General features: G+C 39.7%; 21 protein-coding genes and 3 tRNA genes. 21 read left to right on the forward strand and 3 right to left on the reverse strand.

Features of this window, described 5'->3' with window-relative positions:
• Positions 1–34: 34 nt before the first annotated feature.
• Positions 35–1033, reverse strand: a complete 999-nt coding sequence (locus BMG01_RS04180) for a polyprenyl synthetase family protein (RefSeq protein WP_004912920.1) — start codon at positions 1031–1033, stop codon at positions 35–37.
• Between the two features lie 60 nt (positions 1034–1093).
• Complete coding sequence (locus tag BMG01_RS04185) at positions 1094–2770, reverse strand: FAD-dependent oxidoreductase (RefSeq protein ID WP_004912917.1); 1677 nt, start codon at positions 2768–2770, stop codon at positions 1094–1096.
• Between the two features lie 174 nt (positions 2771–2944).
• Here BMG01_RS04185 and BMG01_RS04190 point away from each other — a divergent pair, with 174 nt between their 5' ends.
• The 14 genes from BMG01_RS04190 (at position 2945) to BMG01_RS04250 (ending at position 11691) form a co-directional block, all read left to right on the forward strand.
• Positions 2945–3763: an energy-coupling factor transporter ATPase gene (locus BMG01_RS04190; RefSeq protein ID WP_004912914.1), complete on the forward strand. Its 819-nt coding sequence runs from the start codon at positions 2945–2947 to the stop codon at positions 3761–3763.
• A complete protein-coding gene (locus BMG01_RS04195; protein ID WP_004912911.1) occupies positions 3739–4596 on the forward strand; it encodes an energy-coupling factor transporter ATPase in 858 nt (285 codons plus the stop codon). The genes BMG01_RS04190 and BMG01_RS04195 overlap by 25 nt, the downstream gene beginning before the upstream one ends.
• The gene (locus BMG01_RS04200; RefSeq protein WP_004912908.1) at positions 4589–5392 is read left to right on the forward strand and encodes an energy-coupling factor transporter transmembrane protein EcfT; all 804 of its coding nucleotides are present in this window, start codon (positions 4589–4591) and stop codon (positions 5390–5392) included. The genes BMG01_RS04195 and BMG01_RS04200 overlap by 8 nt, the downstream gene beginning before the upstream one ends.
• Before the next feature lies 1 nt (position 5393).
• Positions 5394–6509: an enhanced intracellular survival protein Eis gene (eis, locus tag BMG01_RS04205; protein WP_004912904.1), complete on the forward strand. Its 1116-nt coding sequence runs from the start codon at positions 5394–5396 to the stop codon at positions 6507–6509.
• 24 nt (positions 6510–6533) lie between these two features.
• Positions 6534–7304: a tRNA pseudouridine(38-40) synthase TruA gene (truA, locus tag BMG01_RS04210; RefSeq protein WP_004912902.1), complete on the forward strand. Its 771-nt coding sequence runs from the start codon at positions 6534–6536 to the stop codon at positions 7302–7304.
• Positions 7305–7319: 15 nt separating this feature from the next.
• A complete protein-coding gene (locus tag BMG01_RS04215; RefSeq protein ID WP_004912898.1) occupies positions 7320–7826 on the forward strand; it encodes a hypothetical protein in 507 nt (168 codons plus the stop codon).
• On the forward strand, positions 7823–8233 hold the full coding sequence (locus BMG01_RS04220) for a pyridoxamine 5'-phosphate oxidase family protein (RefSeq protein WP_004912894.1): 411 nt from the start codon (positions 7823–7825) through the stop codon (positions 8231–8233). Before BMG01_RS04215 ends, BMG01_RS04220 begins: the two co-directional genes overlap by 4 nt.
• A gap of 137 nt (positions 8234–8370) precedes the next feature.
• On the forward strand, positions 8371–8814 hold the full coding sequence (rplM, locus tag BMG01_RS04225; protein WP_004912891.1) for a 50S ribosomal protein L13: 444 nt from the start codon (positions 8371–8373) through the stop codon (positions 8812–8814).
• 18 nt (positions 8815–8832) lie between these two features.
• Complete coding sequence (gene rpsI / locus BMG01_RS04230) at positions 8833–9228, forward strand: 30S ribosomal protein S9 (RefSeq protein WP_004912888.1); 396 nt, start codon at positions 8833–8835, stop codon at positions 9226–9228.
• A gap of 364 nt (positions 9229–9592) precedes the next feature.
• Entirely contained in the window at positions 9593–9934 is a 342-nt protein-coding gene (locus BMG01_RS11410; protein ID WP_233127266.1) for a hypothetical protein, read from the forward strand.
• A gap of 9 nt (positions 9935–9943) precedes the next feature.
• Positions 9944–10216 (forward strand): hypothetical protein, encoded by a 273-nt coding sequence (locus BMG01_RS11415; RefSeq protein ID WP_004912883.1) that lies wholly within the window; start codon positions 9944–9946, stop codon positions 10214–10216.
• A gap of 137 nt (positions 10217–10353) precedes the next feature.
• A complete protein-coding gene (locus tag BMG01_RS04240; RefSeq protein ID WP_004912881.1) occupies positions 10354–11442 on the forward strand; it encodes a DUF871 domain-containing protein in 1089 nt (362 codons plus the stop codon).
• Positions 11443–11497: 55 nt separating this feature from the next.
• Positions 11498–11580, forward strand: a tRNA-Tyr gene (locus BMG01_RS04245).
• A 39-nt stretch (positions 11581–11619) separates the two neighbouring features.
• Positions 11620–11691 (forward strand) — tRNA-Gln (locus BMG01_RS04250).
• 88 nt (positions 11692–11779) lie between these two features.
• On the opposite strand, the gene BMG01_RS04255 is transcribed toward BMG01_RS04250, so the two are convergent.
• Positions 11780–11865, reverse strand: a tRNA-Leu gene (locus tag BMG01_RS04255).
• A gap of 112 nt (positions 11866–11977) precedes the next feature.
• Here BMG01_RS04255 and BMG01_RS04260 point away from each other — a divergent pair.
• The 7 genes from BMG01_RS04260 (at position 11978) to BMG01_RS04290 (ending at position 19917) form a co-directional block, all read left to right on the forward strand.
• On the forward strand, positions 11978–12313 hold the full coding sequence (locus tag BMG01_RS04260; RefSeq protein WP_004912877.1) for a bZIP transcription factor: 336 nt from the start codon (positions 11978–11980) through the stop codon (positions 12311–12313).
• Positions 12310–13119, forward strand: coding sequence for a triose-phosphate isomerase (gene tpiA / locus BMG01_RS04265; RefSeq protein ID WP_004912876.1), 810 nt, complete (start codon positions 12310–12312; stop codon positions 13117–13119). The genes BMG01_RS04260 and tpiA overlap by 4 nt, the downstream gene beginning before the upstream one ends.
• Before the next feature lie 107 nt (positions 13120–13226).
• Entirely contained in the window at positions 13227–14552 is a 1326-nt protein-coding gene (gene eno / locus BMG01_RS04270) for a phosphopyruvate hydratase (RefSeq protein ID WP_036067776.1), read from the forward strand.
• A gap of 72 nt (positions 14553–14624) precedes the next feature.
• Entirely contained in the window at positions 14625–15239 is a 615-nt protein-coding gene (locus BMG01_RS04275; protein ID WP_004912870.1) for a DNA-3-methyladenine glycosylase I, read from the forward strand.
• 89 nt (positions 15240–15328) lie between these two features.
• Entirely contained in the window at positions 15329–16807 is a 1479-nt protein-coding gene (locus BMG01_RS04280; protein ID WP_004912867.1) for an HD domain-containing protein, read from the forward strand.
• A gap of 9 nt (positions 16808–16816) precedes the next feature.
• Positions 16817–18949: an RNA degradosome polyphosphate kinase gene (locus BMG01_RS04285; RefSeq protein WP_004912864.1), complete on the forward strand. Its 2133-nt coding sequence runs from the start codon at positions 16817–16819 to the stop codon at positions 18947–18949.
• On the forward strand, positions 18946–19917 hold the full coding sequence (locus BMG01_RS04290) for a Ppx/GppA family phosphatase (RefSeq protein ID WP_004912863.1): 972 nt from the start codon (positions 18946–18948) through the stop codon (positions 19915–19917). Before BMG01_RS04285 ends, BMG01_RS04290 begins: the two co-directional genes overlap by 4 nt.
• Positions 19918–20146 lie beyond the last annotated feature (229 nt).

Genomic DNA, 20146 nt, shown 5'->3' on the forward strand with positions numbered 1-20146 from the left:
AGTATTTTGATACTTCGAGTGTTTTTTGTACTCATCAATATTGACGATTTAACAAGATATTACTTAATTGTTCGATCTGGGTCTTAATATTTTGTTGCGGTAACTGATCTATCAATAGATTTAGTTCATCGTTATACTTAACTAACAGTGAATTAAGACGGGTCATTGCTGAACTTTCATCTACAATGGTATGCACACGATTAAGTTGATCATCAGAAATCTCATCTCGAAGTTCAAGAAGGCTGATTAGTTCGTCATGGATTGTGACTTCTTCTAGAGCGAATAAAATGGGTGCCGTATAAATACCATTCCTAATATCTTGCCCAATTGGTTTGCCTAGTGCTAAATTCTTTGATAATGCCTCAAAGTCAAGGTAATCATCTAATAGTTGAAAGACAATACCAAGCGTTTCACCAATCTGAGGAACGATTTGTTTGAGTTTGGGATCTTCTATACGATCACTACTGATACCGAACATGACGCTTAACTTAAATAGTGCTGCAGTTTTACCACTGATTTGTGAAATATAGCTTGGGAATGTAACATCAGTATGATAACGATTCTGTTTTTGTGTGAGTTCCCCTAGCAAAATATCTTGAAGTGCGCTTAAGGCAAGTTTGTCTGCGCCAGTATCATCGGCTTCACTCAAAAGTGAAAACATGCCCGTCAACAAATAATCACCTGCATAAACAGCGGTGTCTTTACCAAATTGTGATTGGATACTTTCAAAACCACGTCGAAGTTTCGATTCGTCAATAATATCATCATGAATTAACGTTGCGAGATGTAACAATTCAACACTCGCACCAAGAGCGATAGCTTTCTTGTTGTAAGGTTGTGCAGTTAATTCAGAAAATAAGAGCGTCAAAGCCGGTCGTACAAGTTTGCCGGCGTTTAATTGTGAACGAATGGCATTGTCAATTTCTGAAAAACCAATTTGCCAGCTGTTTGACATTTTGGTTAATACTGCTTGTAATGGTTCGTTAAGTTCTGGGAAAGAATCCCATATAGTTGGAAGGGATGGCGTTGCCATGGAAATCTCTTTTCATTAATATGTACAAAGTGCGAGAACGTGGATTCTCGCACTTTATTATTATAACTTATTTTCAAGTTCATTATATGTTGATTTGGCTTTTCCGTACCAAAGACCACCAAAAATCTTTTGTAAGAATGGTACAACGTAGAAATCAAGACCAAATCCACGACCAGAACCGTTCATAACTGCTAAACTACTCAAAATAATAAACCAGTGTGTCATGTCAAATCCGTTTGTAGACCAAGCAACAATTGTTAGAACAATTGATAGAAGTCCCAATGGCCAAGTTAGCAAACCAAGGAAAAGACCAGCACCAGTAATAATTTCTACGAAGCTAGCAAATCCGTGTTGCCAGAATAGGTCATTGAGGCTACCAATATTGCCCAATGCTGCCAGAATCCAGAAAACACCAAGGAACAAGCGGAGTGGTGTTGACCAGAGTACGTTTCCTAGTCTTGATATGCTGCCCTTGAAAGGATTACGACCATTTTCTGTTCGGAAGAATTCATCCATCAAATAGTGGAAAATAGAATAAGCGGAGCGAATCTGCGAGTAGAAGAATAAATTGATGCCATGTTTGGCAATACTTGCAAAAAATCCTGAGAAATTCAATCCCATGAGACTTGCAACGGTATAGTGTGAACCGATTGAAACAGCGAAGCCATGATATTTAACAGCTTCAGCAAAACTTTTTGATTTACCAAAACCTAAGTCTGCAAGAATGTTAGCAGCAGCAGCGCGTGCAGCACTTTCAGCACCCTCAACTGTTTGTGGTACAGGACCAGTTTTGTCATCTACGTATGATAATGTGTCACCGGCAACGTAGATGTCTTTTTCGGGTGTATCATCATCTTTAGTTGCATGCATGTAATCATCTGCTTCAATACGACCACCGCGGCCATACTTGAAGCCCCAATCAGAGATGAATGATTTTGCCTTAACACCAGCAGTCCAAATCAGTGATTTTGTTGGCAAAGTTGAGCTATCAGCAAATACGACACCATCTTCAGTCACACCAGTGACACGGGCACCTAAGCGAATGTCAACACCATTATTTTCCATGTACTTAAAGGCTTTGTCCGCTAATTTACGATCCTTAAGCATGTTCAAAATTGATGGTGAAGCTTCAAGTAAGACTAACTTAATTTCACTTTCGGATAATTTATAAGTTTGTGCTAATACTTTGCGTTGTTCAATAAACTCACCCATTAATTCGGCGCCAGTGAAACCAGAACCGACAACGGCGATAGTTAGCATTTGTTCGCGCTTAGCGGGATCAAGTTCGGCAGCGCCTTGACCAATTGTGTGTTCAATGTGCGAACGAATTGCCAAAGATTCTTCCATTGACCATAATTCAAAACCATGTTCCTTGACACCGGGAGTACCGAAATCATTGGATTGACCACCAACAGCTAATACTAACTTTTCATAAGGAATATCACCCTCAGTCGTTGAAACAGTTTTTGCATTTTTATCGATACCGTTTACTTCAGCTGTGAGCAACTTAACATTCTTATTTTGATAGAAAAGATGTTCTAAGTCTTCTTGTACGTGCTTGGGTTTAACACGTTGTGATGCCACCTCATGCAATTCAGTCATATAAGTAAAATATGAATGTTTATCAATGAGGATAATGTTGTAATCCTTGTGCCCTTTCAACTTCTTAGATAGTGTTTTAGCTGCAAATACACCACCAAATCCGGCACCAACGATGACAATATTTTTTTCTGTCATGAAATACTCCCTTTGTGAAATTTCTAATTTATTAGTATTTTACTCTTTTTAGTATAGACTAGTTTAGCTTAATTTACTAGGTTTATGAGATAATTTCTTTGTGAATTACATTGTTTAAATACAGGCCAGGGCGTAAACTATTTTTGGTAGGAAAATGTGGTAAAATATAGAATAATGACTCAAGCAATTACAATTAACAATTTAACTTATCAATATGATGATCACGAACTTTTTGATGGTTTCAATTTATCAATTGAAGCCGGCGAATGGGTGGCGCTGGTCGGTCATAATGGTTCAGGCAAATCAACCTTGGCAAAATTAATTGTTGGCTTAATAGTTGCCAACGGTGGTGATATTGATGTCTTTGGTAAACGCCTCACGGTGGATAGTATCAACGATATTCGTGCCCAAATTGGAATGGTATTTCAAAATCCAGATAATCAATTCGTTGGGGCAACAGTTGCTGATGACGTCGCATTTGGTTTGGAGAATATTGAGTTGCCAAGTAATGAAATGCCACAGAGAATTGATGAAGCTCTTCATACTGTTGGCATGGAAAATTTCAAAGAACGTGAACCACATACTTTATCAGGTGGGCAAAAGCAACGTGTGGCTTTGGCAAGTGTTTTAGCGTTAGGGCCAAAGATTATTATTCTTGATGAAGCGACTGCTATGTTGGACCCAGAAGGACGCGCTTCCATCATGAAGACACTTCAAAATTTAAAGGCACAATTTGGTTCAGAATTGACATTGATTACAATTACGCATGATATGGACGAGGCTGCGTTGGCGGATCGCATCGTCGTTATTAATGATGGACGATTGATTATAGATGGTAACCCAGATGATGTATTTTCAAAATCACAAACGATGCATGATAATGGATTAGAGTTGCCATTTGCGGGTGAACTAACAGCGCGGTTGACCGTTAAACCAAAAAAATATTTGGATGAGAGAGAATTAATACATTGGCTATCACCTTCGAACAAGTAAATTTTAGTTATGGTGCCGGCACAACTCTGGCCAATCCTATTTTGCACGATATCAATATTACGATTGCTGACCACCAAGTGACTGCTATCATTGGGCAAACTGGTTCTGGTAAGTCCACATTGATTCAACATTTAAACGGTTTGTTAAAACCGACAACGGGTCAAGTCACTGTCGATGATTTAATTGTGACAAACGCCACTAAAGAAAAGCAATTAACTAAATTGCGAGCAAAAGTTGGCATGGTGTTTCAATTTCCCGAAAATCAATTATTTGCAAACACCGTTTTGGAAGATGTGATGTATGGACCATTGAACTTTGGGTATCAAACTGATGAAGCTAAACAGTCCGCACAATCAGCTTTAAAAATGGTAAATGTGGCCGAAAATTTGTGGCAAAATTCGCCCTTTGAATTATCGGGTGGTCAAATGCGCCGTGTTGCAATGGCTGGTGCTTTGGCTAGTAATCCAGATATTGTTGTCATGGACGAACCAGCCGCTGGCTTGGATCCCAAAGGACAAGCTGAACTACTTGAATTGGTGGCCAATCTAAGACAGTCAGGGAAATTAGTTGTTTTCATTTCGCATCAAATGGATCATGTTGTATCAGTTGCTGATCAAGTGATTGTTATGCAGGACGGTCATGTTGCGGTGCAAGGAACCCCGGCTGATGTATTTAATCGCGACATTGACTGGTTTAAAAGTGTGAATTTGGACTTGCCACGTGCCGGCCAATTTGCCGAGCAATTACGAGCTAACGGTGTCTCACTCAGTCGGCGACCATTAACTTTAACTGAATTGGCAACCATGTTAAATGAGGAACACAAGCATGAATAATATTATGATTGGTCGTTTTGTGCCGGGATCTTCTTGGGTACACCGATTAGATCCACGAACAAAAATGATTGTAACTTTTGTGTTCATTTTTGTGATGTTATTTGCATCATCATGGGCTACCTATGCGTTATCAGCAGCTTTTGTAATTTTAGCAATACGATTAACGCAACAGCCTTTCAAGCTCTATTGGGATGGATTAAAACCCATTTTTTGGCTGATTTTGTTTACTGTCGTTTTGCAATTGTTTTTGACGCCGGGAACGCCTGTTGTGTTCCATGTTGGACCCCTTCAAGTGACATGGCCGGGTATTTTAAATGCTATTTACGTTATGATTCGGTTTACATTGATTATTTTGATGTCAACTATTATGACCTTAAGTACACCACCAACTAGCATTGCTAACGCATTAGAATCATTGTTGGCACCACTTAATAAAATCCATGTGCCAGTGGCGGAGTTAGCGTTGATGTTGTCAATTGCATTACGCTTTGTACCACTTTTAATGGATGAAACACAAAAAATTATGAATGCACAAAAATCTCGAGGCATGAGTTTTTCAACTGGTGGGCCAATCAAACGTGCTCGTGCTATTGTACCACTCCTGATTCCTTTATTTGTAGGTGCCTTACAACGGGCCCTTGACCTTGCCAATGCAATGGAAATTCGTGGTTTTAAGGACGCAGCATCACGAACAAAGTATCGTGTTTTGTTGTATGGCAGACAGGATGTTGTAGCATTTATCGGTACGCTGATTTTCGTTTTAATTTTCATTGGTATCAAGATAAGCGGGGTTTGATATGATTACAACAGTTGCCATCACACCATCGAACTTTGAACAAATTCTTGCTCTGGACGCGGATGCTTTTGGCTATCCATTGGGGACTAAGACAACGTATCGTCGTGAGCTTGTTAAGAACGCGACGGTTTATGGTGATATTAATGATGACACTATCACTAGTCAAGTGTTCGCGTTGCCGTTGCATGTTAAGCTCAATGCAGCAACTGTTAAAATGGTTGGCATTGGGAATGTTGCGTCATATCCTGAAGTGCGTGGCAATGGGGCAATTCGTCGCATTATGACACAAATTCAGTTAGATGCTTATGAAAATGGCGCTATATTGTCCTATTTAGCGCCGTTTTCGTATCGATTTTATCGTCAATTTGGCTATGAATGGCTATTTGACCAAAAACAGTATACTTGGGACGCTTATACGGTCCCAGCAGGGGCCAAAACAACACCGGTTAAGCGAGTATCATTTGATGAAGCGTTACCCACAATGAAAGCAATCATCGGGCAGCACCCAGATTTTCAATTTGGTGCTTTAGCGCGAGATGATTGGTGGTGGCGGTTTCGCTACACAGTACGCCTCTCTGATTTGAAAATTGCTACAACTGAAAATGGCTACGTGATGTATCGTTTTGAAGGTGATAAGCTAATCATACAGGAATTAGTGACGCTTACTCATGATGCTGAACTGGCATTGTGGCGTTTTATTAGTAGTCGAGCAGGCACATTCAAGCAATTTCAACTAACGGACGGGCAAACTCGTGATTGGCGTGATTTATCTGCAGAACCAATGGCAGTAAAGATACAACAACAGGCAGGTATGATGGTACGCATTGTCAATATAGCTGCGTTATTAAAGATACTTGCCTTACCAGTTGAAATGGTCATTGATGTTACTGATGATTTTGAACAAAACGCCGGTCGTTGGCAAATCAATGGTGAGAAATCAACCGCAACCGCCCAATTGAGTGGTACGGTTCAAGCATGGACAAAAGTTCTGTTGCATGCGCGTCGTGCTGAAATGCTGTTACAAACTGGTGAATTGCATGGCGATATAAAATCAGCCCGCAGATTAGATCAGGTCATTGATTTCAGTCAACGACCTGTTTTAGCAGATTATTTTTGAAACAGATAGAGGTAAAAATACAGTATGCCACGTTATAAAGCAATTGTTGCCTACGATGGCACAGATTTTTTTGGATTTCAACTTCAAACAAAAAACGGCGTTGAGTCAGCTCGTACCGTGCAAGGTGAACTTAACAAAGTGGTTAACCAAATGGCTAAAAAACCGCAACCACCCATTAAAGTGGTTGGCGCATCACGAACAGACACGGGCGTACACGCATTTGGACAAGTCGTGCATTTTGATTTTCCATATGATATTGCATCGGATAACTTTCGCAAGGGGTTGAATACCTTGTTGCCTCGCGATATTCTGGTTAAATCTGTGACACGCGTGTCTGATGATTTTCATGCACGATTTAATACGCATGCCAAGCGTTATATTTATCGGATTTCAACGTTAGATTACACAGATCCGTTCAAACGGCATTATACTGGACATTTTCATTGGCATTTAGATGTCGATCGCATGAAATTGGCGTTACCTGATTTCCTGGGTGAACATGATTTTGCCAGTTTTGCCGCTTCTGGTAACGAGACGGCTACCACCGTGCGCCGAATTACACGCGTTGAATTAACTGAAAAAGCTGAAGAGCATGAACTGGTTTTGGTTTTTGAGGGTAATGCTTTCTTATATAATCAGATTCGAATTATGGTTGGCGTTTTGCTAGAAATTGGCACTGGACGACGACCGGTTCATGATATTCAAAGGTTAATTGCGGTTAAAGATCGGGAACAAGCACGTTTTACAGCACCGGCCAGCGGTTTATATTTGGATGAAATTTCTTATAATGACTAAAGAGGTAAATGAAAAATGGGTGATGTGATTGATTTTAAAACCGTCAGTGACAGTGGGCTAACGGATTCATCGTTATCAGCTTCACTAGCAGGTTTTCGTGCGAGCAAGGCGAAGTATTTTTCGCGAAAATATCACTCACAATATGTCTCATTTTCTCCTGACGAAAAGCCACGAGAAATCTCGCATTTCAATCAAATATTACTAGAGGAACGGCAATTGGTATTTGATTCACCCATTATTGCAGTGGCACTGTATGAGGATGCGAATGTTTTCTGGCCCGAATTTTATTATCAAAATGGTATGGTGCTAAATTTACTGTATGAAAAGCGCGGTCAAGATGGTAAAAAGCCTAAGCGAGCAGTGGGAATTGTTCTGGTCGAAGGGGCGGCGATACCAGATGCTTTAGTTGGTAAATTTAAATTTGCGCATCAACGTTCTAAATTAGCTGGGGATGTTCGAGGTACTTATTTTGTTGTGAAACAAAATTGGGATGAACTATTATTTGGAGGAAACAATTTATGACACTTTTTGAGGAGTATATTCAAGCATCACGAGGATTAGCATTTGTTGCCACTAGCAAACAAAATCAACCAAGTATACGTATTATGGGGTTTGCGGCTGACCCTGATCAACCAAATATGTGGTATTTTAATTCCAAACCAAATACTGAGAAGATGATTGATTTGGCGGCCAATGAGAACGTTTCAGTCATAACGCCACTAAATCAAAATGGTGCCCGAATTGAATCTAATCACGCTACAATGCGCCGTTCGGATAAAAAATGGGCTGACATTAAAACCCTTTTTGCAAATAATAAGCCCTATCTTCACGCACATCCAGATGTTGAAAATGAAGTGATTTTAGTATTAGAAATTCACTCAGCTCGTCTTGCTTCATACGCTGGTACGGAAATAGTTAATTTTGATTAAAACCATTGACATTGCACGGTTTTTTAGGTAAGATTGTAGACGGTATTGTTTACCTCACGATAAGCCCCGGAAACTTATTGTAATTGCTTGGCAAGGAACGGCCAAGCCTGTAAACAACTAATCAAAGGAGCGCAAACATGCGTACAACATTTTTAGCAAAACCAGGTGAAATCGAAAAGAAGTGGTATATTATTGATGCCAAAGACGTCGTTTTGGGACGTTTGTCAACAGTAGTAGCTTCAATTTTGCGTGGTAAGAACAAGCCAACGTTTACACCAAACGTTGACATGGGTGACAATGTCATCATCATCAATGCAAGCGAAGTTAAGTTGACTGGTAAGAAAGCTACTGATAAGATTTATTACCACCACTCAAACCACCCAGGTGGCTTGAAGGCTCGCACAGCCGGTAACTACCGTGAATTCAACCCTGAGAAGTTGCTTGAATTATCAATCAAGGGTATGTTGCCAAAGAACACTTTGGGTCGTAAGCAAGGCTTGAACTTGCACGTGTATGCAGGATCAGAACATGATCATGCAGCACAACAGCCTGAAGCACTTGACATCAACAAGTTGGTTTAAGAAAGGAGAATCTGAATTATGGCTACAGCAGTACAATATGCCGGCACAGGTCGTCGTAAGAATTCAGTTGCTCGTGTACGTTTGGTTCCAGGTAATGGCCAAATTACAATGAACGGCAAGGCAATCGAAGAATACATTCCTTTCGCTAACTTGCGTGAAGTTGTTTTGCAACCATTCAACGCTACTGAAACATTGGGTAACTACGATGTATTAGTTAACGTTGTTGGTGGTGGTTATTCTGGTCAAGCTGGTGCAACTCGTCACGGTATCGCCCGTGCTTTGTTGACAGTAGATCCTGATTTCCGTGCAGCATTGAAGGCAGCAGGTTTGTTGACTCGTGACTCACGTATGAAGGAACGTAAGAAGCCAGGTTTGAAGAAAGCCCGTAAGGCATCACAGTTCTCAAAGCGTTAATATTTTATTGGTTATATAGACTCTTAATATATAAGCGTTTTTGATTTATAGCGTGATTAAAAGTGTTGAGCAAAATTCGTTCAACACTTTTTTTACTGCGTTTTTAATCAATGCAATAAGTGGCAATGTTTCTTTTTTTATAAAATAATTCAGTGGATTACCGAAGGGTTATGGGCGACCAATAATGTGGAAAATTTCGATTATTAAGCGGTTAAATTGAAAAGTAAGGAAATGAATTCAACTTTAAGTTTGTGAATAGTAATCGAACAAATTGTGAATTCGATTTAATTGGCAAATTGAGGTGATATAATAATTTTCGGAAAGTTGCTATTTGTTACTTATATTTGAAAGGAATTTACATATTGTGCATTCAATTTTAGGTGTCATCGCAATGGGGGCAATCATTTATAGAAATGTTCCTGCATTAATTGCTCTGAAAAAAGGAACGTTTCAGCCTAGTTCACCAACCTGCTTTATCTGGGCCACTATTTCATTTATTGAGGCTATCATTATTTTAAGTAGCCACGGAGGTTGGGCTGCAACTTCAACAGTTGTGACCACAATATTTTGCTCTTTCTTTGGCTTAAAAGGCATCAAGTTTATCAAGCAACAGCCTGTCTCAGTTAAGTTTCTTGGCACTATGGCTTTCTTCATAGTAGTACCAACGACACTATCTATTTTAAACGTAATCCCTTTAAGTTGGTAACTTATTGATTTGGCCATTATTGAAGCTTTAGCAATTATTCCAACTATTAAGAAAATTAAAAAAGCACCATTTTCAGAAAACCTTGAACTATATGTATGGGGAGACGCAGCCATGATTTTAAGCATTATAGCTGCTTCAAATATCAATTTTAATACAGTCTTTATACCTTTACTATGGATCGTTATTCTGACAGGCACGATCATTTATATGTTGGTTTTGCGTAAAGGTACTGTCAATCAAAATAAGCCAGTAACTCAAAATGCTGATTCAACAGTTATTTAAGGTCACAGATAATCGCCCTGGTGATTTCAAAGCGTCTAATCCTTGTATTAGACGCTTTTTGTTTTCTCCTAATAAAAAACATCAACAAAATGTAAGCGGTTACGTTATAATGTTATTAATGGAAAAGGAGCGAATAAATGCCAGAATTAGGACTATCAATTTATCCATCACAAGCAAGTTTTGAAGATAATGCAGCCTATTTAAAGCAAGCTGCGCAGTATGGTTTCACAAGAATTTTTACATCGTTATTAGAAATAAAAGGTGATGCAGATGCAGTTATTGCTGACTTTAAAAAAATAATTGCTGTTGGTAATGACTTGGGGATGAAAACAATCCTTGACATAAATCCAGCCCTTTTTGACCAATTAGGCGTTGATTACAATAATTTGAAATTCTTTGCTGACTTGGGCGCTTGGGGCATACGGCTTGATTTAGGTTTCACAGGGCAAGAAGAAGCGGCAATGACGCAAAATCCCTATGGTCTCAAAATCGAGGTCAATATGTCTCGAGGAACACACTATATTGATCAAATCGTTGATTATGTGCCAAATCGTGATAACCTGATTGGGTCACATAATTTTTACCCACAGCGATTTACGGGATTGGGACGTGACTATTTTGCTAACACGTCAACACAATATCGTAATCATCACTTACGGACAGCCGCATTCGTAAATGCACCCAGTGGCACTTTTGGCCCTTGGCCAGTATCTGATGGTCTCGTTTCACTTGAAGATCATCGTAATTTACCAATTGCAACACAGATTCAAGAATTGCGGTTGGGCGGTTTAATTGATGACGTTATCATAGGCAATGCATTTGCGTCGGAAGCCGATTTAAAGGCGGCTGGTGATGCTTTTAAACTCGGACGTCCACGACTACGCGTTGTGACGGCAAATGACTTGAGTCAAGCAGAACAAGCGGTGCTCTTTAATCAAGAACAAATGTATCGTGGTGACAAATCTGACTATGTTTTGCGGTCTTCCATGACACGTGTTATCTATAAAGACGAAGATTTTCCAGCTAAACACACCAACGCGATTAAACGTGGTGACTTATTAATTGACAATAATGAATTTGGTCAATATAAAGGCGAACTGCAAATTGCGTTGCGTGATTTACCCAACGATGGTCGCATCAATGTGGTTGGCCACATTCATGAAGATGACTTGAATTTATTACCACTAATTCAACCATGGGGCAATTTTGATTTGATACGTGGCTAAAAGGGGTTGTCAAGAACAACGATATTTGATATGATAGTAGAGTTGTTTGAGATATGGGAGTGTAGCGAAGTCTGGCTAAACGCGACGGACTGTAACTCCGTTCCTTCGGGTTCGTAGGTTCGAATCCTACCGCTCCCATTGCCGATTTAATAGTTAACGGCAAAATAAATTAACTATTGCCCCTTCGCCAAGCGGTAAGGCATCGGTTTTTGGTACCGACATGCGCTGGTTCGAATCCAGCAGGGGCAATCTAAAAAGCCTCATACCATAGGGGCTTTTTTTCTTTGATTAATTATAGTGCCCACAAAAAAACGCTCACTAATGTGAACGTTCGTAGTGCAGCTGGCGGGAGTCGAACCCGCACGCCCTAAAACGGGCACAGGATCCTTAATCCTGCGCGTCTGCCAATTCCGCCACAGCTGCATATTATAATTGGCAACTCTATAATTATACCCATTTAATGCTGACACGTCAATAGAATTCTACTGACGCGACACCTCGAAGTTTGATAAAATGGAGGTAATGGAGAAATGATATGAAATTTTTTAATCGTAAAAAAGCCGAAGAAGATAATCCTGAAGTTAAAGCGCAAACTGAAATTTTACAAAACGAAAACGATGATTTACTAGATCAAATAGAGGCGTTGAAACTTGATGTCACTGAACTGAAAGCTGAAAATATACGTCTGTCAGAGTTATTAACGACCAGTAAATACTATCGGACATTAGTTAAAACAGGTGGCGGACTATCAGCTCTATTTTTGAGTTATATTCTACTGTCAGTCGTTGGTGAATCCTCACGGGATATTATTTGGTTACTGTTAATTGAAGCGGCATTTATTTTCATGATGCTCAAAGGAGACGAAAAATGAGTCAACATAAAGCGGCACGTGTGCCATTCGTGGTTGCTAACTGGAAAATTAACAAATTGCATGCAGATGTGATGGCGTTTTTGAATGAGGTTAATGACAAAGTACCTGACCAAAAAGTCGTCGAAACTGGTATTGCGGCACAAGATTTATTTTTGGCAGACATGGTTCGTGCCACAGAAAAGTCACCAATTCATGTAGTAGCGGAAAATGTTCATTGGGAAGATTGTGGTGCCTATACAGGAGAAACTTCCCCTAAAGCACTTAAGGACATTGGTGCCAAATATGTGCTGATTGGTCATTTTGAACGCCGAAAGTTTTTTAATGAAACTGATTCAACTGTCAACCTAAAAGTAACTGCTGCCTTACGTAACGGGTTACGCCCCATTATTGATGTTGATGAAGATATGAGTACTTATGCGCAATTCATGGATGCTGAACCATCTGTGGCACAAGTCGCAGCTGCCTTGGCAGGCGTTTCAGTTGATCAAATTCGCAATGTCACATTGGCTTACGAACCAACTTGGGCGATTGGCTCGGGAGAAGCAGCAAGTGCAGACCAAGCACAAAAAGCTGCTCACTTAATCAGACAAACGTTAGCCAAACTTTATTCACCAGTCATTGCGGAACAAGTTAGAATTTTATATGGTGGTTCTGTTACGCCTGCAAATGCCCGAGAGATTATGCTCCAAGACGATATTGATGGGGTACTCGTCGGCACCGCAGCGTTAGATCCGCAGAAGTTTTTGGAATTGGTAGCGATTGCCCATAACCCGACTATTCCTGATTTTGATACAGAAGAGGTTTAATCAACAATTATTTGGTTGTGATCCCATTATCAATTTTTGGCAAATTATCGCTGCTGTGTGATATAATAAACATGGTATAAAACCGAAAACCAAAGGAGAATAGACACATGTCTTTAATCACTGATATTATCGCACGCGAAGTCCTTGACTCACGTGGAAACCCTACACTTGAAGCTGAAGTTATCACAGAATTAGGTGGCTTTGGTCGTGGTATGGTGCCTTCTGGTGCTTCAACAGGTGAACACGAAGCTGTTGAATTGCGTGATGGCGACAAGTCACGTTTCTCAGGTAAGGGTACAACAAAGGCTGTTGCCAATGTTAACGATGTTATCGCAAAGGCATTGGTTGGTAAGTTTGATGTTACTGATCAACGCGCTATCGACCAAGCTATGATCGAATTGGACGGTACAGAAAACAAGGGTAAGTTGGGTGCCAACGCTATTTTGGCCGTTTCAATTGCTGCTGCCCGTGCTGCTGCTGATGAATTAGGTGTGCCTTTGTTCTCATACATTGGTGGTATGAACTCATACGTTTTGCCAACACCAATGATGAACGTTATCAACGGTGGTGCTCACTCAGCTAACAAAGTTGACTTCCAAGAATTCATGATTATGCCTGTTGGTGCTCCAACAGTTAAAGAAGCAATTCGTTACGGTTCAGAAACTTTCCACGCTTTGAAGAAATTGTTGGAAGCTGATGGTAAGGCAACTTCAGTTGGTGATGAAGGTGGATTTGCCCCTGACTTTGCTGATAATGAAGAACCTTTGAAGTACTTGATCCGTGCGATTGAAGCTGCTGGTTACAAGCCAGGAAAAGATATTGCGATTGCTGTCGATGTTGCCTCATCAGAATTGTACGATGCAGAATCAAAGACATACAAGCTACGTTGGTCAACAGGTGAAGAATTCACAACACCTGAATTTATCAAGTATCTTGAAGATTTGGCAGATCGTTACCCAATCATCTCAATCGAAGATCCTATTGATGAAAATGAATGGGAAGACTGGGCTACAATTACTGCTGAATTGGGCAAGAAAGTTCAATTGGTTGGTGATGACTTCTTCGTTACTAACACACAATACTTGGCTAAGGGTATCAAGATGGGTGCTGCTAACTCAATTTTGATCAAGGTTAACCAAATTGGTACTTTGACAGAAACTTTGGAAGCTATTGAAATGGCTAAAGAAGCTGGCTACACAGCTATTGTTTCACACCGTTCAGGTGAAACAGAAGATACAACAATTTCTGACTTGGTTGTGGCTACTAACGCTGGTCAAATCAAGACTGGTTCATTGTCACGTACTGACCGTATTGCAAAGTACAACCAATTGATCCGTATTGAAGAATTGTTGGACACAACTGCAAAGTATAAGGGTATCCACTCATTCTACAACTTGTCAGCTGATGCTCGCGAAGCAATTGAAAACAAGTAATTTAACTTTACTAAATCATCTCGTTAAGAGATGATTTTTTAGTATCTAAAAAATCAAAAGGGTAAAATAATCATGGTACCAACAGATAATCTTTTAAAACCCGCTCCGACTGACAATATGATTAAACGATGTGAGTGGGTTAGCCACTATTCAGCCACTGACATGATGACAAAATATCATGATACTGAGTGGGGAAAACCATTACGTGGTAATGATGTTAAGTTATTTGAATTGCTCACTTTGGAAATATTTCAAGCTGGATTAAGTTGGGAAATATCATTGAAAAAGCGCTCGGGATTGAACGAAGCTTTTTTTCATTTTGACGTTGACCGTGTCGCAAGTATGACGGAAGCTGATGTTTTGCGTTTAAAGCAAGATGAAAATATCATTCGTAATGGTTTAAAGATTGCGGCTACAATTAACAATGCTCGGATTATTAAGCATTTACAGGGTACTTTTGGTAGCCTATCTGAATATATGTGGCACTTCACTGATAATCAAACAATTAATCATCATATTACGCGACCATCAGAAATTGTTGCGCAGAATGCATTATCTCAGCAGGTCGCTAAAGATATGAAAAAGCAAGGATTTAAATTTGCTGGTCCGGTGACAATATATTCTTATTTGCAAGCGATGGGTGTTATTAACGACCATGAGTCGACATGTGATTTTAATCCAGAATGAGTGTCTGAATATTATTATGGTATTTTAATGATAATTGTAAACAATATCTTTACAAAAATATGTTAAACTAGCCAGAGAGGACACTTTTAATGGCAAAATTACAAGGTATTATTTTACTCAACTCAGGTGTTGCAGAATTACAAATTGTTGATGGCAGTGGTCATAAAATTGAAACTGTCAAACGTGAATATAGTGAAAATGATTTAGAGCTGAGGCATTTTTCAACCGAGGTCATGCAGCGTGCCTTATCTCAATTACAGCGTTTTCAGCAATTGTTGCGAGATTATGATGTGACGACTGTTCGTCTATTTGGTAGTGAAAATTTGTCAAAAATGCCTAACGCTGTGTACTTTGTTGATCAGGTAGAAAATGTGACAGGATTAACATTGCGTTGGTTAAATGCGAATCAAGAAAATTACTATCGCCAATTGGCACTACGCATGCATGAACAAAAGGTTTTAAGTGGTGGAAATGCTTTTGTTTTAGGTGTTAGCTCTACGAGAATTGATTTGTCTTACTTTGAAAATGAACAGTTTAAATTTTCACAACATTCTGCTATTGGACCGGTTAGATTGACCCAATCAATTCGCAAAATGACAGCAGAAATCACACAGATTTCAGATCTTGTACCTGAATTTATTAATAGTAAACTTGCTGATTTTTGGCATATGTTGCCACCTTTTCAACAAGCCGACAGTGTTGTTTTGTTAGGTGCTGATGTTTTAAACAACGTGTTTTTGGCGAATCAATCTTCAGTAACTATTACGAAAAAAGATGTTGAGAATCTGGTTGCAAATTTTACTCGTATGAATAATCAAGCAATTTCGGAAGAATACACCATTGACGATAAAGATATTTGGATGATTTACATGGAAGCTGTATTAGTGCTCAATGTGATGTCTGCTGTATCTGCCAAAAAGTTGCATATTAGTAATTTAACCGTATTGGATGGGTTAGTTGTTAAAGACACAACGGCGCAACAAGACATTATTACGGCAGCGCGCGGGATTGCTGATCGTTATATGGTTGAGGATAAGCATCGTGAAATTGTTCTACAATATGCATGGCGATTATTTGATCGTTTGAAAAAAATTCATCGTTTGGACGCGCGTGATCGTCTTTTGCTAGGGGTCGCTGCTTTGACACATGATGTCGGTAGTTTTATTAATTCACAGCGACATTATCAGTATTCGGAAGAAATATTAGAGGGAATTGACTTTCATGGTTTGTCGACTTCGGAACAACGCATGATTGCAGCCATAGCACGCTATCATAGCGCTGAAACGCCGGACAATGCATTACGTGCTACCAATGAGTTTTCCCCAAGGCAGCGTATCCGAATTGCTAAGATGGCTGCGCTACTAAGATTAGCAGATGCGTTGGATGATAGTCGTTTGCAAAAAATTACTAAATTAACGGTGTCTGTGCAAGCAGAAAAAGTTGTTGTGACAGGGCACACACCGTTAGATTTGCAATTAGAAATTTATGTTTTTACTGACAAGGCAAGGTTCTTTGAGGCAGTGTTTGGTATGCCTATTGTGTTGAAACGACAAGGGAAGAGAGGCTAGGCAACGATTATGAGTGAATTAAAATTACCAAAATACTATGTCAATCGAGAAGTAAGTTGGTTAGCGTTCAATGACCGTGTTTTAGAGGAAGCAAGAGATACTCAAAATCCATTATTAGAACGAGCCAAGTTTTTAGCTATCACGCAAAAAAATATGGATGAGTGGTTCATGGTGCGTGTAGCGAGTTTGCAGCAGCAAGTTTTTGTTGGACATGACAAGCCTGATGCAGCAGGACTACTGCCAAAAGAACAGCTAGATATTATTTCTGAAGCAGCTGGAGAACAAATTAAAAATCAGTACCAAGTATTAAATCGCAGTATTTTACCAGCACTCAAAAAAAATGGTTATGAGTTAAAGCATGCCGAAGATTTAAGTGCCGAACAGCTAAGTTTTTTAAAGCGCTTTTTTGATGAGGAATTGTTGCCGGTCTTAACGCCAATGGCAATTGACAGCACGCGTCCGTTTCCATTTTTGGCAAATGATACGTTGAACATTGGTGTTCGCTTAAAAAAAGACGATGAAAAATCAGAAAAGCATATAGCTGTCTTGCAGGTCCCAACAACATCAGGACGTGTGATTGCATTACCAGAGTCTAATCAAGTCATTTTGATTGAAGAAGTCGTCCAGCAGTTTCTTGATGCATTATTTCAAGGCTATACGATTAAAGAGTCAACGGTCTTCCATATTTTGCGCGATATGGAATTAGACGTCGCTGATGATGAAGATACGCCAAACATTCTGCAAGAAGTGCAAAGTAAATTGCAAGAACGTGAGCGTGGTCGCGTTATTCGCGTCATTGTTAGTGCCAACACAAGCAAAACGTTGATGAATAAGCTAATTAAAGCGTTAGAAGTACCAGATGAACGTGTATATGATGTAAATGGCGCAATCGATTTAACGTTTTTAGATGCTTGGCTGAAGTTGATTGATGCGCCAACGCTAGAATTTTCACATTTTAAGGGCTATGAAAATCCTGATTTGGTACCTGAAAAAATGTTTGCCAGTATTAAACAACGTGATTATCTATTGCACCATCCTTATGACACTTTCAAACCAGTGGTGCAGTTTATTCAAACGGCTGCTCGCGATGAAAATGTTTTGGCAATTAAAATGACACTCTATCGTGTTTCAGGTAATTCACCAATCATCAAAGCATTGGCAGACGCAGCGCAACAAGGAAAACAAGTGACTGTGCTAGTTGAAATTAAAGCCCGCTTTGATGAAGAAAATAATGTTCACTGGGCGAGGGAATTAGAGCAAAAAGGTGTTCATGTTGTCTATGGATTGCGTGGTTTAAAAGTTCACGCCAAAGTTGCATTGGTGGTTCGTCGGGAAGATGATACCATTCGACGGTATGTCCATTTAGGAACCGGTAATTATAATGACGTGACAGCTAATTTTTATACAGACCTTGGCTTGTTTACCAGTGATGGTGAGTTAGGAGCAGATGTTGCTTCTATTTTTAATATTTTGACTGGCTATTCAGATCCCGTGTATTTCCACCAATTGCATATGTCACCAGAGGGCATTCGCGAGTTTATTTACGACAGAATTCACGCTGAAATGGCCAATGCAAAAGCTGGCAAACCAGCAGGCATTAAAATGAAATTTAACTCACTCTCAGATGAACACATGATTCGACATTTATATGAAGCCAGTGAGGCTGGTGTACCAGTTGAATTAATTGTGCGTGGTATTGTGATGTTACGTGTTGGTATTCCAAAAATTAGTGATAAGATTGAAGTACATTCGATTGTTGGTCGTTTTTTGGAGCATAGTCGCATTTATAGTTTTGAAAATGATGGGAACCCAGAAGTTTACCTATCATCAGCGGATTTGATGACCAGAAATTTGGATCGCCGTGTTGAGTTGCTATTTCCTATTAAGAATCTTACCCTACGACAACGTGTATTATCAATTTTCCAAACCATGTGGGAAGACAATGTTAAAACACGTGTTTTGCAAGACGATGGTGTGTTTGAAAAAATTGATCGACGGGGTTTGTCGGCTAGCAATGCTCAAGAGTTCTTCATTGCGGCCTCATTGGCAGAACAAATTGAATTACAACAACGTGAAGAGGCGTTACATCGGCGCCGAGATTTCGAACCAATCAACAATCCATTTACAGGGGAGGAAGTATGACAATACTAGCGGTAATAGACTTAGGATCTAACTCAGTCCGTATGACGATTAGTAAATACCATCAAGATGGTCACTATGAGGTGTTGGAACGTTATCAAGAAATGGTACGTTTGTCTGAAGGCATGGGTGAAGATAAAATTTTGCAACCAGAAGCCATTGAGCGGACATTAGATGCGCTTAAACATTTTAAAAAAGCGTTATCAGTTTATCCTGAAACAGATATTAATGTGAGGGCCGTAGCGACGGCTGCAGTACGTCAGGCTGCTAACCAAGATGAATTTTTAGTGGCGTTTAAAAATACAATGGTGTGGCCGTTGGAAGTCTTAACTGGTGAGCAGGAAGCGCATTTTGATTATGTTGGTATTGTCAACACACTTAACATCAATGATGCGTTGATACTAGACACTGGCGGTGCTTCGGCTGAATTAGTGCTAGTCAGAAACAAGGAAGCGTTACATGAAGTGAGTTTGCCCATTGGCGCTGTCACAATTAGTGAAGGTTACCTAGAAAAAGATATTGTAAGCGCGGCTTCATTGTTTGAAGCTACCGTTGCCTTACGCAGAATGTTTGGTGATGTCTCGTGGCTAAATGAGGCAGCAAATTTACCTTTGGTTGCGCTAGGAGGCAGCAATAGAACATTAGCAAAGATTTCGCGTCGACAGAAGAAAATTGTTGATTTACCAGTTCATGGCTACCATTTGAGCACACAAGATGCTACTGCGATTTATCAAATGATCTTAAGTAAAGATTTGAATGAACGTAAAAAAATGGCTGGTTTAGCTAAAGAACGTGGGGATATTATTATTGGTGGATTACTACCTTTGATGGAATTGCTGATTTTATTGAGTGGACAGCAGGTTATTTTCTCTCAATCTGGTCTACGTGAAGGCATTTTATTTGAAACAATCAAACGTGAAACAGGACATGATGTCATAGCACCTGAGCCAGCAGCCATGACAATTGACTAATAAAACTTACTAACATTAAAGGTGAAGATTAATCTCGGCGGAGATAGTCTTCACCTATTTTTGATTTATTCTAAAATAGGTTGTGAAGCATAGGTCGCGGAGTTTTTTGGCACTGGATGTCGTGAATAAAAGTGGCCGTTTCACTGGCGTTACCACACAATTTGTTCTTAGTAAGTTAGACGCTAGACGTCGAGTATAGAAAATTAGATGGTGATGGCTGCCAGTGACT

The organism is Leuconostoc sp. BM2, assembly GCF_002095565.1.
GTDB classification, from domain to species: domain Bacteria; phylum Bacillota; class Bacilli; order Lactobacillales; family Lactobacillaceae; genus Leuconostoc; species Leuconostoc falkenbergense.